The sequence below is a fragment of the Nguyenibacter vanlangensis genome, assembly GCF_038719015.1.
In the GTDB taxonomy this organism is placed as follows: domain Bacteria; phylum Pseudomonadota; class Alphaproteobacteria; order Acetobacterales; family Acetobacteraceae; genus Gluconacetobacter; species Gluconacetobacter vanlangensis.
In genome coordinates, this window is record NZ_CP152276.1 from 2,977,522 (window position 1) to 2,991,470 (window position 13,949).

General features: G+C 61.2%; 11 protein-coding genes. 9 read left to right on the forward strand and 2 right to left on the reverse strand.

Going from position 1 to position 13,949, the window contains the following annotated elements:
• Positions 1–136 precede the first annotated feature (136 nt).
• From shc to AAC691_RS13880, 5 genes are all read left to right on the forward strand, one after another.
• Positions 137–2,074: a squalene--hopene cyclase gene (gene shc / locus AAC691_RS13860; protein ID WP_323993426.1), complete on the forward strand. Its 1,938-nt coding sequence runs from the start codon at positions 137–139 to the stop codon at positions 2,072–2,074.
• A gap of 39 nt (positions 2,075–2,113) precedes the next feature.
• Positions 2,114–2,752: a hypothetical protein gene (locus AAC691_RS13865; protein ID WP_342630223.1), complete on the forward strand. Its 639-nt coding sequence runs from the start codon at positions 2,114–2,116 to the stop codon at positions 2,750–2,752.
• A 249-nt stretch (positions 2,753–3,001) separates the two neighbouring features.
• The gene (locus tag AAC691_RS13870) at positions 3,002–4,321 is read left to right on the forward strand and encodes an acetate/propionate family kinase (protein WP_342627336.1); all 1,320 of its coding nucleotides are present in this window, start codon (positions 3,002–3,004) and stop codon (positions 4,319–4,321) included.
• 7 nt (positions 4,322–4,328) lie between these two features.
• Positions 4,329–6,713: a phosphoketolase family protein gene (locus AAC691_RS13875; RefSeq protein WP_342627337.1), complete on the forward strand. Its 2,385-nt coding sequence runs from the start codon at positions 4,329–4,331 to the stop codon at positions 6,711–6,713.
• A gap of 78 nt (positions 6,714–6,791) precedes the next feature.
• Positions 6,792–7,139 carry a DUF3147 family protein gene (locus AAC691_RS13880; RefSeq protein WP_176639352.1) on the forward strand — a complete coding sequence of 116 codons (348 nt, stop codon included), beginning with the start codon at positions 6,792–6,794 and terminating at the stop codon, positions 7,137–7,139.
• Between the two features lie 308 nt (positions 7,140–7,447).
• Here AAC691_RS13880 and AAC691_RS13885 read toward each other — a convergent pair whose 3' ends face one another.
• Entirely contained in the window at positions 7,448–8,863 is a 1,416-nt protein-coding gene (locus AAC691_RS13885; RefSeq protein WP_342627338.1) for a PLP-dependent aminotransferase family protein, read from the reverse strand.
• A 193-nt stretch (positions 8,864–9,056) separates the two neighbouring features.
• Between AAC691_RS13885 and AAC691_RS13890 the strand changes: the two genes are divergently transcribed.
• Positions 9,057–10,580, forward strand: a complete 1,524-nt coding sequence (locus AAC691_RS13890; protein WP_342627339.1) for a hypothetical protein — start codon at positions 9,057–9,059, stop codon at positions 10,578–10,580.
• A gap of 434 nt (positions 10,581–11,014) precedes the next feature.
• Entirely contained in the window at positions 11,015–12,001 is a 987-nt protein-coding gene (locus AAC691_RS13895; protein ID WP_342627340.1) for a transposase, read from the forward strand.
• On the opposite strand, the gene AAC691_RS13900 is transcribed toward AAC691_RS13895, so the two are convergent.
• Positions 11,985–12,182, reverse strand: coding sequence for a hypothetical protein (locus tag AAC691_RS13900; RefSeq protein WP_342627341.1), 198 nt, complete (start codon positions 12,180–12,182; stop codon positions 11,985–11,987). The genes AAC691_RS13895 and AAC691_RS13900 overlap by 17 nt on opposite strands.
• Before the next feature lie 203 nt (positions 12,183–12,385).
• Between AAC691_RS13900 and AAC691_RS13905 the strand changes: the two genes are divergently transcribed.
• Both AAC691_RS13905 and AAC691_RS13910 read left to right on the forward strand, forming a co-directional pair.
• On the forward strand, positions 12,386–13,114 hold the full coding sequence (locus AAC691_RS13905; protein ID WP_342627342.1) for a hypothetical protein: 729 nt from the start codon (positions 12,386–12,388) through the stop codon (positions 13,112–13,114).
• The gene (locus AAC691_RS13910; RefSeq protein WP_342627343.1) at positions 13,101–13,919 is read left to right on the forward strand and encodes a hypothetical protein; all 819 of its coding nucleotides are present in this window, start codon (positions 13,101–13,103) and stop codon (positions 13,917–13,919) included. The genes AAC691_RS13905 and AAC691_RS13910 overlap by 14 nt, the downstream gene beginning before the upstream one ends.
• Positions 13,920–13,949 lie beyond the last annotated feature (30 nt).

Consider the following 13,949-nt stretch of genomic DNA (forward strand, 5'->3'; position numbering starts at 1 on the left):
GGAACAGGTCCCGCATGGCGGCGGGGAACAGGGAATGATGGCGAACGCGACCGAGATGCTCGACACCTTACTCGATGCCGATGCCCGTGCCGATGCCAGTGCCGGTGCCAGTGCCGATGCCGGTACGGCCGTGCCGATGGACGCGCCGATGGCGGCGATCGATCGGGCGGTCGAGGCGGCGCATGGCGCGCTGGGCCGCCGCCAGAACGCGGACGGGCACTGGGTGTTCGAGCTGGAGGCCGACGCGACCATCCCGGCGGAATATGTGCTGCTGGAACATTACCTGGACCGGATCGACCCGGCGCTGCAGGCGCGGATCGGCGTCTATCTGCGCCGCATCCAGGGCGCGCATGGCGGCTGGCCGCTCTATCACGGCGGCAGGTTCGACATTTCGGCGTCGGTGAAGGCGTATTTCGCGCTGAAGGCGATCGGCGACGATATCGACGCGCCACACATGGCCCGCGCCCGCGCCGCCATCCTGGACCATGGCGGGGCCGAGCGCAGCAACGTCTTTACCCGCTTCCAACTGGCGCTGTTCGGCGAGGTGCCGTGGCATGCCACCCCGGCGATGCCGGTCGAGCTGATGCTGCTGCCGCGCAAGGCGCTGTTTTCGGTCTGGAACATGTCGTACTGGTCGCGCACCGTGGTCGCGCCGCTGCTGGTGCTGGCGGCGCTGCGGCCGCGGGCGGTCAATCCGCGCGGCGTGCATGTGCCCGAATTGTTCGTCACCCCGCCGGAGCGCATCCGCGACTGGATCCGCGGGCCGTACCGCTCGCCGCTGGGGCGGGTGTTCAAATATGTGGACAAGGTGCTGCGTCCGGCCGAGCGGATGATCCCGGAGAAGACCCGGCGCCGCGCGATCGCGGCGGCGGTGGATTTCATCGAGCCGCGCCTGAACGGCGTGGACGGGCTGGGGGCGATCTATCCCGCCATGGCCAATACGGTGATGATGTACCGCGCGCTGGGCGTGCCCGACAGCGACCCGCGCGCGGCCACCGCGTGGGAGTCGGTACGCGGGCTGCTGGTGGAGCATGGGGACGAGGCCTATTGCCAGCCCTGCGTTTCGCCGATCTGGGATACCGGGCTGGCCGGCCATGCGATGATCGAGGCCGCGTCGGGCCCCCAGGGCGTCCGCCCCGCCGAGACGAAGCGGACGCTGGCCGCCGCCGCCGCCTGGCTGCGCGACCGGCAGATCCTGGACGTGAAGGGCGACTGGGCGATCAACTGCCCGGACGTGCCGCCGGGGGGCTGGGCCTTCCAGTACCGCAACGACCACTACCCCGACGTCGACGACACGGCGGTGGTCGGCATGCTGCTGCATCGCGAGGGCGACCCGGCCAGCGAAGAGGCGATCGCGCGCGCGCGGCTGTGGATCATCGGCATGCAGAGCAGCAATGGCGGCTGGGGCGCGTTCGATATCGACAACAACATGGATTTCCTGAACCACATTCCCTTCGCCGACCATGGGGCGCTGCTGGACCCGCCGACCGCCGACGTGACCGCGCGGTGCATTTCGTTCCTGGCGCAGCTTGGTCACGCCGAGGACCGGCCGGTGATCGAGCGCGGCCTTGCCTTCCTGCGGTCGGACCAGGAGCCGGAAGGCTGCTGGTTCGGCCGGTGGGGCACCAACTACATCTATGGTACCTGGTCGGTGCTGTGCGCCTATAACGCCGCCGGCGTGTCGCGGGACGATCCGTCGGTGCGGCGCGCGGTCGACTGGCTGCGCGCCGTGCAGCGCGAGGATGGCGGCTGGGGCGAGGATTGCGCGTCGTACGAAGGTGCTGCGCCCGGCCGCTATACCGAGAGCCTGCCGTCGCAGACCGCCTGGGCGGTGCTGGGGTTGATGGCGGCCGGCCTGCGCGACGATCCGGCGGTGGCGCGGGGCATGGCCTATCTGACCCGGACGCAGAAGCCGGACGGAGAATGGGACGAGGACCCGTACAACGCGGTCGGTTTTCCCAAGGTATTCTATCTGCGCTACCACGGCTATCGCCAGTTCTTCCCGCTGCTGGCGCTGGCGCGCTATCGCAACCTGGCGTCGAGCAACACGCGCCAGGTGGCGTACGGGTTCTGACCGTTGGCCTGTCCCGGCCGGCTGGGCGTCGTGGTGGGGATGGAGGCCGAGGCGGTGCTGATCCGCGCCGTGGCCCCCGAAGCTGCGGTCGGCATCAGCGGCGCGACGGCGGACGGCGCGCGCGCGGCGGTGGATGCGCTGCTGCGCGGGGGGGCGGAGGCGCTGCTGTCCTTCGGGCTGGCGGCGGGGCTGGACCCGGTGCTGCGGCCCGGGGCGGTGCTGGTGCCGGCGCATGTGCGCCTGCCCGACGGGCGGAGGCTGGCCGCCGATCCGGGCCTGGTCGCCTGGCTGGGCGGCGGGCGGCCGGACATCGTGACGGACGATCTGCTGCATAGCGACGCGGTCATCGTCACCGCCGGGCGCAAGGGAGCATGTTTCCGCCGTACAGGCTGTGCCGGGCTGGACATGGAAAGCGGCTTCGTCGCCGCGGGGGCGGTGGCGGCCGGCGTGCCCTTCGCCGTGCTGCGCGTCGTCTGCGATCCGGCCGGGCGCACCCTGCCGCCGGCGGCGGTACTGGCGCTGCGGCCCGATGGCGGGATCGGGCTGGGGGGAATCCTGGTCAGCGTGCTGCGCCGGCCGACGCAGATTCCCGCGCTGATCGCGTTGGGCCGCGACGCCGCGCGGGCCCGGGCGGCGGCGCGCCGGGTGCTGGGCACGCTTTTCGCGCCCGCCGGGTAGGCTGAGAGGCTTTATCACGCGCCCTGGGACGAGGGCGCTGCCCTCGACCCGCAAGGGGGCGCGGACCCCTTGACCCCAATTCGTTGATAAATAAGGCCCTCTGCCTTTGGTCTGGTTGGGGGCGGTGTCGTGGGATATGCCCGCCCCGTCGGCGGAAATGTCGCGCAGCTTTGATGCGCGTCAATGCCTGTCCTTGTGCCGGAGCACTACGTTGTCGTGGTTATCGCGGACAGCGGAGGGCGGTCTTTCATGGCGACGGCGATCCTTGCGCTCAATGCCGGTTCGTCCAGCGTCAAGTTCGCGCTGTTCCGGCAGGAGAGCGCGTCGGCGGCGGACCGTGTCGCGCATGGCGCGGTGGAGGGACTGGGCGGTGCCCATCCGCAGTTCCGGGCCGTGGGCGCCGATGGGCGCGTGCTGGCCGAGCGGCGCTGGGACGCGGCCGGCGCGGGGGACGACCCGCATCACGGGCCGGTATCCACCCTGATCGACTGGGTGGGGGGACATCTGGGGGATGTCCCGCTGCTGGGGATAGGGCACCGGGTGGTGCATGGCGGCGCGGATTTCATCGCGCCGGTGCGCGTGACGCCGGAGGTCATGGCGCGGCTGGAGGCGCTGACCCCGTTCGATCCGCTGCATCAGCCCGCCAGCCTGGGGCCGATCCGCGCGCTGGGCGCGTTGCGGCCGGACCTGCCGCAGGTGGCCTGTTTCGATACCGCGTTCCACCACACCATGCCCGAGACGGCGCGGCTGCTGGCGCTGCCGCGCCGCTATGAGGAAGGCGGGGTGCGGCGCTATGGGTTTCATGGCCTGTCCTATGACTATATCGCCGGCCGTCTGCCGGACCTGTCGCCCCGGCTGGCGGCGGGGCGGACGGTGGTCGCGCATCTGGGCAACGGAGCCAGCCTGTGCGCGCTGGCGGCGGGACGCAGCATCGAGACCACGATGGGGTTTTCGGTGCTGGACGGGCTGGTGATGGGCACGCGCTGCGGCCAGATCGACCCCGGCGTATTGCTGTACATGATGCGCGCCGAGGGGCTGGACGCCGCCGGGATCGAGGATGTGCTGTACCGGCGGGCCGGGCTGCTGGGCGTATCCGACCTGTCCGCCGACATGCGCGACCTGCATGCGCGGGCCGGATCCGACGGGCGGGCGGCGCAGGCGCTGGCGCTGTTCGTCTACCGGCTGACGCAGCAGGTCGGCGCCATGGCGGCATCGCTGGGCGGGGTGGACGGGTTGGTCTTCACCGCCGGGATCGGCGAGCACGACGCCGCGATCCGGGCCGCCGCCTGCGCGCGCCTGGGCTGGCTGGGGCTGCGGCTGGACGGCGCGGCCAACGCGGCGCACGCCCCGCTGATCAGCAGCCCGGACAGCGCGGTCGAGGTGCGCGTCATCCCCACCGACGAGGAAAGCGTGATCCGTCGCGATGTCGCGGATTGCCTGGGCGGGGTGTCCGGCCACGTCGCGGACGAGGTCCCTGCCCCCGGTTTCCAAAGGCCCGGTTTCGAAGGGCCCGATGCCGAAAGGCCCATTGCCGAAAGGCCTAGTTTCGAAAGGAACGATGATGAGTGAGACAACGATGCGTGACGCGAAGGCGAGCGAGACGGGGACGGGCGGTCCCCTGTCGGCGGCGGAGATCGCGCTGTTCGACCGCTGGTGGCGGGCGGCGAACTACCTGTCGGTCGGGCAGATCTATCTGCTGGCCAATCCGCTGCTGCGCGAGCCGCTGACGCTGGACCATACCAAGCCGCGCCTGCTGGGCCATTGGGGCACCACGCCGGGACTGAATTTCCTGTATCTGCACCTGAACCGGATCATCCGCCAGCGCGACAGCAGCGTGCTGTTCATCGCCGGGCCCGGCCATGGTGCGCCCGGCGTGGTGGCCAGCACCTATCTGGAAGGTACGTACAGCGAATATTTCCCCGAAGTGTCGCAGGACCTGGCCGGGCTGGGGCGGCTGCTGAAGCAGTTTTCCTTCCCCGGGGGGATTCCCAGCCATGCGGCGGCGACCACGCCCGGCTCGATCCATGAAGGGGGGGAGCTGGGCTATTCCCTGTCGCATGCCTATGGCGCGGCGTTCGACAATCCGGACCTGGTCGTCGCCTGCGTGATCGGCGACGGCGAGGCCGAGACGGGGCCGCTGGCGACGTCGTGGCACGGCAACAAGTTCCTGGACCCGCGGACCGACGGCGCGGTGCTGCCGATCCTGCACCTGAACGGCTACAAGATCGCCAACCCGACCGTGCTGGCGCGCATTCCGCACGAGGAGCTGGATGCGCTGCTGCGCGGCTATGGCTATGCGCCGATCTTCGTCGAGGGGCACGAGCCCGCGCCGATGCACCAGAAGATGGCGGCGGCGATGGACCTGGCGTTCGACCGGATCGCCGCCATCCAGAAGGCGGCGCGCCAGCAGGGCCGGACCGAGCGCCCGGCCTGGCCGATGATCGTGCTGCGCAGCCCCAAGGGCTGGACCGGGCCCAAGGAAATCGACGGGCTGCGCACCGAGGGGTATTGGCGGTCGCACCAGGTGCCGTTTTCGGACCTGACCAAGCCCGGGCACCTGGAGGCGCTGGAGCGCTGGCTGCGCGGTTACCGGCCCGAGGAGCTGTTCGACGAGAACGGCCGGCTGTTCGCCGACATCGCGGCGCTGGCACCCGTCGGCGAGCGGCGGATGAGCGCCAACCCGCACGCCAATGGCGGGCAGTTGAAGCGCCCGCTGAAACTGCCGGACATCACCCGCTATGCCGTGCCGGTGACGGTGCCGGGCGGGGATGTCGGCGAGGCCACGCGCGTACTGGGCGACTGGTTGCGCGACGTGATGCGCGAGAACCTGCCGGCACGGAATTTCCGCGTGCTGTCGCCGGACGAGAACAATTCCAACCGGCTGAACGCGGTGCTGGACGCGACCGGCCGCGCCTGGAACGCCGAGCGGTACGACTACGACGACCATCTGGCCCCGGACGGGCATGTGATGGAAATCCTGAGCGAGCATACCTGCCAGGGCTGGCTGGAAGGCTATCTGCTGACCGGGCGCCATGGGTTCATGTCGTGCTACGAGGCGTTCATCCACATCGTCGATTCGATGGTGAACCAGCATGCGAAATGGCTGAAATCGGCCAAGGAGGTGCCGTGGCGCCGCGCGATCGCGTCGCTGAACTATCTGCTGACGTCGCATGTCTGGCGGCAGGACCATAACGGGTTCAGCCACCAGGACCCTGGCTTCATCGACCATGTCATCAACAAGAAGGCGGACATCGTGCGGGTCTATCTGCCGCCCGATGCCAATACGCTGCTGTGCACCGCGGCGCATTGCCTGCAGAGCTGGGACCGCATCAACGTCATCGTGGCCGGCAAGCAGCCCGAGCCGCAATGGCTGAGCATGGAGGAGGCGATCCGCCATTGCAGCGCGGGGATCGGCATCTGGGAATGGGCCAGCAACGACAAGGGCAGCGTGCCCGACGTGGTGATGGCCTGTGCCGGGGACGTGCCGACCCTGGAGACGCTGGCCGCCGTCAAGCTGCTGCGGGAGCACGCGCCGGACCTGAAGGTGCGGGTGGTCAATGTCGTGGACCTGATGACCCTGGAATCGGACGGCCAGCACCCGCATGGGCTGTCGGATTCCGCCTTCGACGCGCTGTTCACGCCGGACAGGCCGGTGGTCTTCGCCTTCCATGGTTATCCGCAACTGATTCACAAGCTGATCTACCGGCGCGCGAATGCCCGCAATTTCCATGTCCACGGCTTTCGCGAGGAAGGATCGACGACCACGCCGTTCGACATGGTGGTGCGCAACCGGCTGGACCGGTTCCACCTGGTGTCCAACGTCATCGACCGCGTGCCGGGCTTGGCAACCAGGGCGGCCTATGCCAAGCAGGCGATCCGCGACAAGCTGGTCGATCATGAGCGCTATATCGCCGAATATGGCCGCGACATGCCCGAGATCGAGGGCTGGCGCTGGGCATAGCAGGCCCTGACCAGCCCGCGCGGCGCCGCCGTTAACCGCAGGACGGCGGCATGCGGTGCGAGGGTGGAAAAGGCCGTGATGTTCTTCGTTCTGAAGGCGGTGATGTCCGGGATTCTGATCGCGGCGGTCTCGACGATCGCGCGGCGTTATCCTGGGCTGGGGGCGCTGGTGGCGTCCCTGCCGCTGATTTCCGTGTTCGGCATGATCTGGCTGTGGCTGGAGACGCATGACCCGGCGCGGATGGAGGCGCATGTCGGCGCGACCTTCTGGTATGTCATTCCGTCCCTGCCGATGTTCCTGCTGATTCCGTGGATGATGCGCCACGGCGTGTCCTTCGCCCTGTCGCTGGGCGCCGGCTGCGGCCTGACGGTCGGGCTGTATCTGGTGATGGTGTGGTTCAGCCAGCGGATGGGCGTGAGCCTGTAGAGTGGAGCATCTTCACACGATCGGGTGACCGATCGTCCCGTCATTTCCTGTTCGGAACTTTGCCTCCAAGCCATATCCGTTCACACTGGTTCACGGATATGGCTCTAGCTCGTTGTTTTAGCGAGCATCTTTATCCGACCGGATGCGCCCGTCCGGTCGGATGATGCTCTATGCGTCAAGATAGGGATTGTTTTGGGTAAGGGGCGGCATGAGGCCGGCCGAACGATCGAGCTTGAAGACGAGCCAGGCCATACCAGGAATCCACCGAAAAACCGGCAGCCAAAATGGACCAGTTTTACAGAGGCAAATCATATGTACAATTGTCCGAGGCGAGATACTGAGGACTGTAACATGGGTGTTAGACGGCAACCTGAATTCAGTCGAAGATACTCGTCAAACTCTCCTGTGACCCCAAACAGATGTCCTGGCGCGAACCCGATCCCTTCCTCTCTTGCGGGTGCAAAGAGCGCTCTCGAAGTCACTTTCATCCCATCGCGTTGTGGGAGGCGAACCCAGAGTACGAAACCGCCAGCTGGCTCGGAGATTTCAGTACCTTTTGGAAAACTCTCTAATACCCACTCCCTCAGCATCTTCTGGTGCCCCAATAGATCTCTTCTAAGCACTCTCAGGTGCTTTGTGTAACTTCCACTGGAAAGCATTTCTTTAACTACTGCTTGCTGCAATTCCGCCGTCGCCATGCTGGTAGTGTATTTAAGAAGCTTAATGCGTTCCGCATATTTTCCCCCGGCAACCCAACCGACACGCAGTCCGGGACATAGACTCTTCGAGTAGCCACTGCATAAAATAACGCCACCGGTTCTATCAAACGACTTAACAGGTCGGGGTCGGCCCTCCTGAAAGCAAACGTCTCCAAATATATCATCTTCTATAAGCGGAATATTAAGGTCAGAAAGTAGCCGCACGAGACCGCGTTTATTTTCATCCGAAGCAACAGTTCCGACAGGATTATTACCATTTGCGATGGTAACGACGGCCTTGATTGGAACGAACTTAATCTTTTTTCGGAGAATTTCGATATCCATGCCATTTGGAGCGGCACACGGTATCGGAAGCGGAATAAGTTCGAGCGCCCTCAGCATCTGCAGAAGAGCAAAGTATGTCGGAGTCTCTACCGCTATGATATCCCCCGGTTTCGTTACTGCGCGTAAGGCCAGATTAAGTGCCTCAACGCAGCCGTTCGTAACCACGAGTTCATCCGGATCGAGTTCGCAAGCATATTGTAACGCCTGCTGGGCCACTGTCAGACGCAGCCCCAGATTCCCCATTCCCCGGGTATGCTCACTCACTAAAGATGGTTGTTGATAAGCCAGCCGCCGCAGAATAACATTGAAGCGCTTCACTGGATACAGTTCCGGCTCCCCAACAGCGAGATCCAGCCGGGCCGCACATGGCGCACCGACCATTGCCAAGTGGTCTCTGGCCTGCGGGTCGAGCTCAGGTAGCGGATTTGGCCAAATAACTTTAACGCGTCTTTTTGGCCCCTGCAACTCCGGAGTCGCAACATAGTAACCCGAGCGAGGGCGAGCAAAAATCAAGCCCTCACTCTCGAGTGACTGAAGCGCCTGCACCGCAGTCAAATGACTCACGTTGTACTGCTTAGCCAAAGTCCGGACGGACGGGAGGCGAGCGCCCGGATTTAAGCCGGCTTGCTTGATCCCCTCTGACAAACGCCTAGCCACACTCCGATAAAGCGGCAGATCCATCTCTCCACCTCTCCACGACAGTTCCGATCTGTTATGCAACATATGGGCTGCAACTGTATATAGCCGACCGGTACGTATCCTGTCAGCGTTTGCTAGACGAAGATAGAGATTCACGAAGCCTAAGTTCGTTTCTCTTCAGGCAACATTGCGAAAAAAGAGCGAAAAGTTCCTTTTCAGGCAACATGGCGGCATTATGAATAGAGACATTTCGGCAACCGACCTCGAACGAGGGTTCACCTCCATCCATGCGGGCTATATAAGCAAAATATCTTCCTATCTGACAGATACGCAGTTAGCCGGAGCCAAGAGCGCGGCCATAAAGATGCGCACATCGTTAGATGGCAATGATAGACCATTAAAACTACTTGTCGCTTATGGGGGAGGAAAAGACAGCTCCTACACTGTGGCGTTCATCCGGCTTGTTCAGCTATTGATATTGAGAGACACGGGACGAACATTTTTCCTCCGCGTCGCGACGAACAGACATGCCGGGATGCCGCCCGCCGTAATGCAAAATATCGACCGGTGCTACCAGGCGCTCGGAATCGACCATGACAGCCTGTGCGAAGCATTCCTCATCGACGGGTCGGTTATCAGGCCCTTCAGCGTTGCCCTCGCTCTTCCTGGCGAACTGGCGGCGAGAAACCGCCAGGACATTCTGATGACGGCTCACCGAACACGAGCTGATGCCCGCCCAACATTTTGTAACGCCTGCAATCTCAGCATGGTAAGCTCATTTGGTCTTGCCGCAGCGCATGAAGGTGGCGTCGATATCATCGTTACGGGCGACTCGCGGTACGAGCAGAGGTCGTATCTCCTCTGGGTGAACCGACTATCAAAAGAGCTCGGGCTTCCAGTTGCCAGAGACAGCGGGTTTCGAGGCATTCTCAAGACAATTGACCAGATATCGAGCCGATATTTTGCATCCATACATGACAATCAGAAGGACTTGGAGGAGCGCGTCGTATACACCGCGGTCTCATCCAAACTGAAATTTTTTTCGATTTACGAAGACACCTCATATGATGCCGGGAGTCACTGGGCTCTTCTTACAGATTGCCTAAAATTCGAGTTCGACGAATTGGCTTTTAGTTTTACCGAATCGGATTGTGCCAATCCCCTTCTTATGGCTCACCTTCGTGGCCTGAAGTGTGAACATGTTTACGCACGCTCATATGACGAGGGAATTGTTGAATATGTGAACTTCGCTATAAATCTTATGCATGAGAAGAAGTTCCCGGATTCCCTAATTTGTCTAGTTCGCGACCGCTACGCGACCCGCGTCGGGCGCGAGTATATGAGAAAGCTGGCAACTGCTTACGCATGGTCCGCATATGGATTGAGCGAAACGCATCTTATCTGCATGACCTATTCCCCGTTCGTGAAACAGGGCGAAAATCTGAGGCTATTTCTTGAGCGGGAATATCCTGATTATCTTCGATTTGAATCCGACCTGCGCCGCCTGCTATCCGGTAGACGGTCACAAGCCGGCAACTTGACTGACCCAAACCTAATCGACACCTTAGAACGGATGAGCGGACTGAAGCTCGACCAAATGCAGCATCTTTATGCCGACACGGCGGCCAAGGAATGTCTATCACAAGGGAAAATAGACATCATCCAGCATGTTCTGGAACGAGATCCTCATAAATCCCTGATCGAGACCCGTCATCATCCAGATGGGCCGGTCGTCGTCGAAATGATTTCAGGACGTTGAAAGCGCCATGTGTTCTAGCGAAATATTGCCTGATTTCATTCAAATCGAGGCAACTAGAGACGGGCTGGACCCTTATCGGGACGTTGCCACAAGCGTTGTACAGGAAATTACCCGCGCCTTTAGCTACACACATGGCCCCTTCCTTCTCGATCTCATAAAAAACGCGGAACGTTGGTACTTCGCGGAGGCGGATTCAGGTTGTCTGGCGCAAGCCTTGAGACTGCGGTGACGTCGGTATCCGGTACCTCGTGGAGCGAGGCGGTCTTTAAGCTCTTTCTTGGCCGGAGGTCGCTCGGTCCCTTCGTCATGTCAAAACTACCGAGACGACCTATTGTCCAGGTGCTCACCACCCATCAGTTTTTATGGAGTCTGGATTGACGTGCTGAATCTGGCTGTGATTCAAGGATTCTGCCCTTGTGAGGAGCGGATTTGGCATGACCCCGGCTATTGTGGAAATGGCGGCTGGCATTGCGGCGGATTTGCAGCGTCGGTTGCCTGGACAGCGCAAGACCCAGCGTGACAAACTCGCGCTGCTTGTCGCCACCATGCTGGACGTTCGCAGCGCCAATCTGATGGTGTTGGCGGCTTCGTTGCCGCGCGCGGCAGAACGAGCGGACATGCGTTACCAGTGGATCGCTCGGTTCATCGACAACCCCCTCGTGGTCTGTGATGAAGTCATGGAACCGTTTGCGCGCGAGGTGCTCACCAAGGCCGCCGAAGACGGGCGTGTGGTGCTGATCATGGACCAGACCAAGGCCAATGACCGCCATCAGATCCTGATGCTCTCGCTGCGTTTTGGCGAGCGCGCGTTGCCGCTGGCCTGGCGGGTCGAGGCGACGGAAGGGGCGATCGGGTTCGCTGTTCAGAAGGACCTGCTCCAAGCGGTTGCCGGCTGGCTGCCTTCCCAGGCCGAGATTTGCCTGATGGCGGATCGGTTCTACGGCACGCCGGATCTGATCGCGTTCGCCATCGCCCGAGGCTGGGGTTATCGGCTGCGCGTGAGGTCCAATCTGCGGGTCGCCGCGGGCGGCCACAAAACCTCCCTGGCCGAACATGTCACTGACAAGCGTCCCTATCTGACCGACGTCGCGCTCACCCATCGGCGTATTGTCACCAATATCGGCATCATCAACGCGCCCGGCCATGCCGAGCCGTGGATCATTGCGATGTCCGACACCCCCAGCTACCTGACAACACTGGATTACAGCGCACGATGGGGCATCGAGCCCATGTTCTCCGACTTCAAATCGCGCGGCTTCGGTCTCGAACACAGTCAGTTGCGTTCCCCCGAACGTCTCGGCCGGTTGGTGCTGGTGATGAGTATCGCTTTGTATTTCGCCGTCTCCACCGGCCTGTGCGACGCACAAACCAATCCATCAGCGGACGAAAAAAAAGCCCCAGACGTCAACCCGCGAACATGAGCCGCAGCAGGCTCTCCTGGTTCACGCGCGGCGTCCGGCGCATTGTCAGGCTCCTCCAGTTCCGCAAACCAATGCCGCCATTATGGGCATCCGGATGAAACTGATGGGTGGTGAGGTCCAGGTGTCCTGTATGTCTGCCGAAGAACTCGAACGTGGTGACACGCTCGGTAAACGCGGCCATAACGTCGTCGCTTCGAGTTCAGCATTACCCGCTGTCATTTCGAATCTCGCCCTCGCAAAGCCATATCCGACTTTAGGAGCCGATCTCACGCGCCACGGCTCTGCAGTTGGTCGCATCACTTTGACGCATGACAACCCAGCCGAAATTCGAAACCTTCTTCTTTCGTGCATTCGACCCCGCGTGGAGAATTCTTTATGTGCCGGATGATACTCGCCGTCGGGAACATCACAGTCCGCGACATTTTCGACGCAGCTGTTGCGATGAGTAGCGGCCTCACAGCTGATCACGATGGACCGATCACCTGTCATCCGAATGGTTGGGGGGCAGTGTGGGTAAACAAAGAAGATTCGAATACGTTCCATTATTTCAGGTCAACATTCCCACTTTTCAAGGCAGATTTCGAGACTACGCCCCTGGCAGGGAGCGCCCCACACATGATTGCAATACATGCGCGTCACGCAACCGTTCCGACCAAGATTGGATTGAGGTTCGCCCATCCACTGGTTCGAACTTCCGGTGCTCCATCGAAAGAATGGCATTTTATGCATAACGGGTTCACCCCAACGGTCCACAAATTGATTGGACTTGAGGACTCCTCATTCGACAGCGACGAATATTTTAGTTACCTCCTTGGATCTGATGACGGGAACCTATCCATAAATACACTCATGACAAAACTTGATTTAATACCAGATGGAAATTCGTCTGGAAATGCGTTTCTGCTAACGCAGGACCGTGCCTTTATCATTCATTACGTGTTCCCCGGCTGCAGGTATGAATCCTATTTCCAAATGCATCAATTGGTCGGTGCAGGATTCAAGATCTTCTCATCTGAACCCATTCCAAGTCTTGCAGCAATGAGCGCTTGGAAAGCGTTGAAGAAAAATTCAGTTATTGAACTATCTTTGGAGATCCGACATGATTACCGCTAGTACTCCGCCATGGGAAATGAAAGTTCACGATCTGCAGTGCCAGTCAAAGATCGAATACGATGCGCTTAAGGCCCTGGCGCAAGGAACGGTCGGCCTCGTCGTCCTGAGAGGTTTAATCGACCAACGGGAGCTTGAAAGTCAATTGTCTAGTCTTAAGTGTGCCCTCAAGTATAGACGAACGACGCATTACGTAAATGGGACACTAACAACCCTAGGACCTTACCTGGCGAAGCACATTGAAAATCCCGATATTTACTTCGACGACGCTAAGAAAACGAAGAAGATACTTTCCGAGGCTGGCTTTTCACTCGACATTATCGTCAAGAGGAAGTTGGAAGAAGTATTTGGCCCGAAGTCAATTTTTCTTGCAGCGGAACGTCCAGAGTTACAGTACGCGTCATGCGTTATTAGGATCCACGGAGATGGTGTTGCGAATCCCCTGCACAACGATAATATCATGCGTGACGCAGTTATGACGCCGCTTTTGGTGAAGAACTTCAGCCATCAATTGAGCTGTGTCGTATGCTTGCAGGAATGTGATCATGGCGGAGAGCTGCTTCATTATCAAAGGCAATGGTGTCCAGCTGACGAGAAATATAAAATTCGCAATGGACTTGGCTATGACGCGGCAGTCGTAACCACATTTCCCCCTATTAGATACAAGCCAAAAGTCGGTGACGTATATCTACTCAACCCGGCGTATTATCACGAGATTTCACCTGTTTCTGGCAACGACCGAATAACATTAGGATTTTTCCTGGGCATCTCGGAAAACAATTTTTCGAAGGTAGCAACCTGGAGCTGAGCCGCAATTCTGCCGGTTGAGGCCGGCAGA

Coding starts and splice junctions, on each gene's coding strand:
- shc (WP_323993426.1), top strand. CDS start 137: ATGGACGCGCCGATGGCGGCGATCGATCGGGCGGTCGAGGCGGCGCAT.
- AAC691_RS13865 (WP_342630223.1), top strand. CDS start 2,114: ATGGAGGCCGAGGCGGTGCTGATCCGCGCCGTGGCCCCCGAAGCTGCG.
- AAC691_RS13870 (WP_342627336.1), top strand. CDS start 3,002: ATGGCGACGGCGATCCTTGCGCTCAATGCCGGTTCGTCCAGCGTCAAG.
- AAC691_RS13875 (WP_342627337.1), top strand. CDS start 4,329: ATGCGTGACGCGAAGGCGAGCGAGACGGGGACGGGCGGTCCCCTGTCG.
- AAC691_RS13880 (WP_176639352.1), top strand. CDS start 6,792: ATGTTCTTCGTTCTGAAGGCGGTGATGTCCGGGATTCTGATCGCGGCG.
- AAC691_RS13885 (WP_342627338.1), bottom strand. CDS start 8,863: ATGGATCTGCCGCTTTATCGGAGTGTGGCTAGGCGTTTGTCAGAGGGG.
- AAC691_RS13890 (WP_342627339.1), top strand. CDS start 9,057: ATGAATAGAGACATTTCGGCAACCGACCTCGAACGAGGGTTCACCTCC.
- AAC691_RS13895 (WP_342627340.1), top strand. CDS start 11,015: ATGACCCCGGCTATTGTGGAAATGGCGGCTGGCATTGCGGCGGATTTG.
- AAC691_RS13900 (WP_342627341.1), bottom strand. CDS start 12,182: ATGGCCGCGTTTACCGAGCGTGTCACCACGTTCGAGTTCTTCGGCAGA.
- AAC691_RS13905 (WP_342627342.1), top strand. CDS start 12,386: ATGATACTCGCCGTCGGGAACATCACAGTCCGCGACATTTTCGACGCA.
- AAC691_RS13910 (WP_342627343.1), top strand. CDS start 13,101: ATGATTACCGCTAGTACTCCGCCATGGGAAATGAAAGTTCACGATCTG.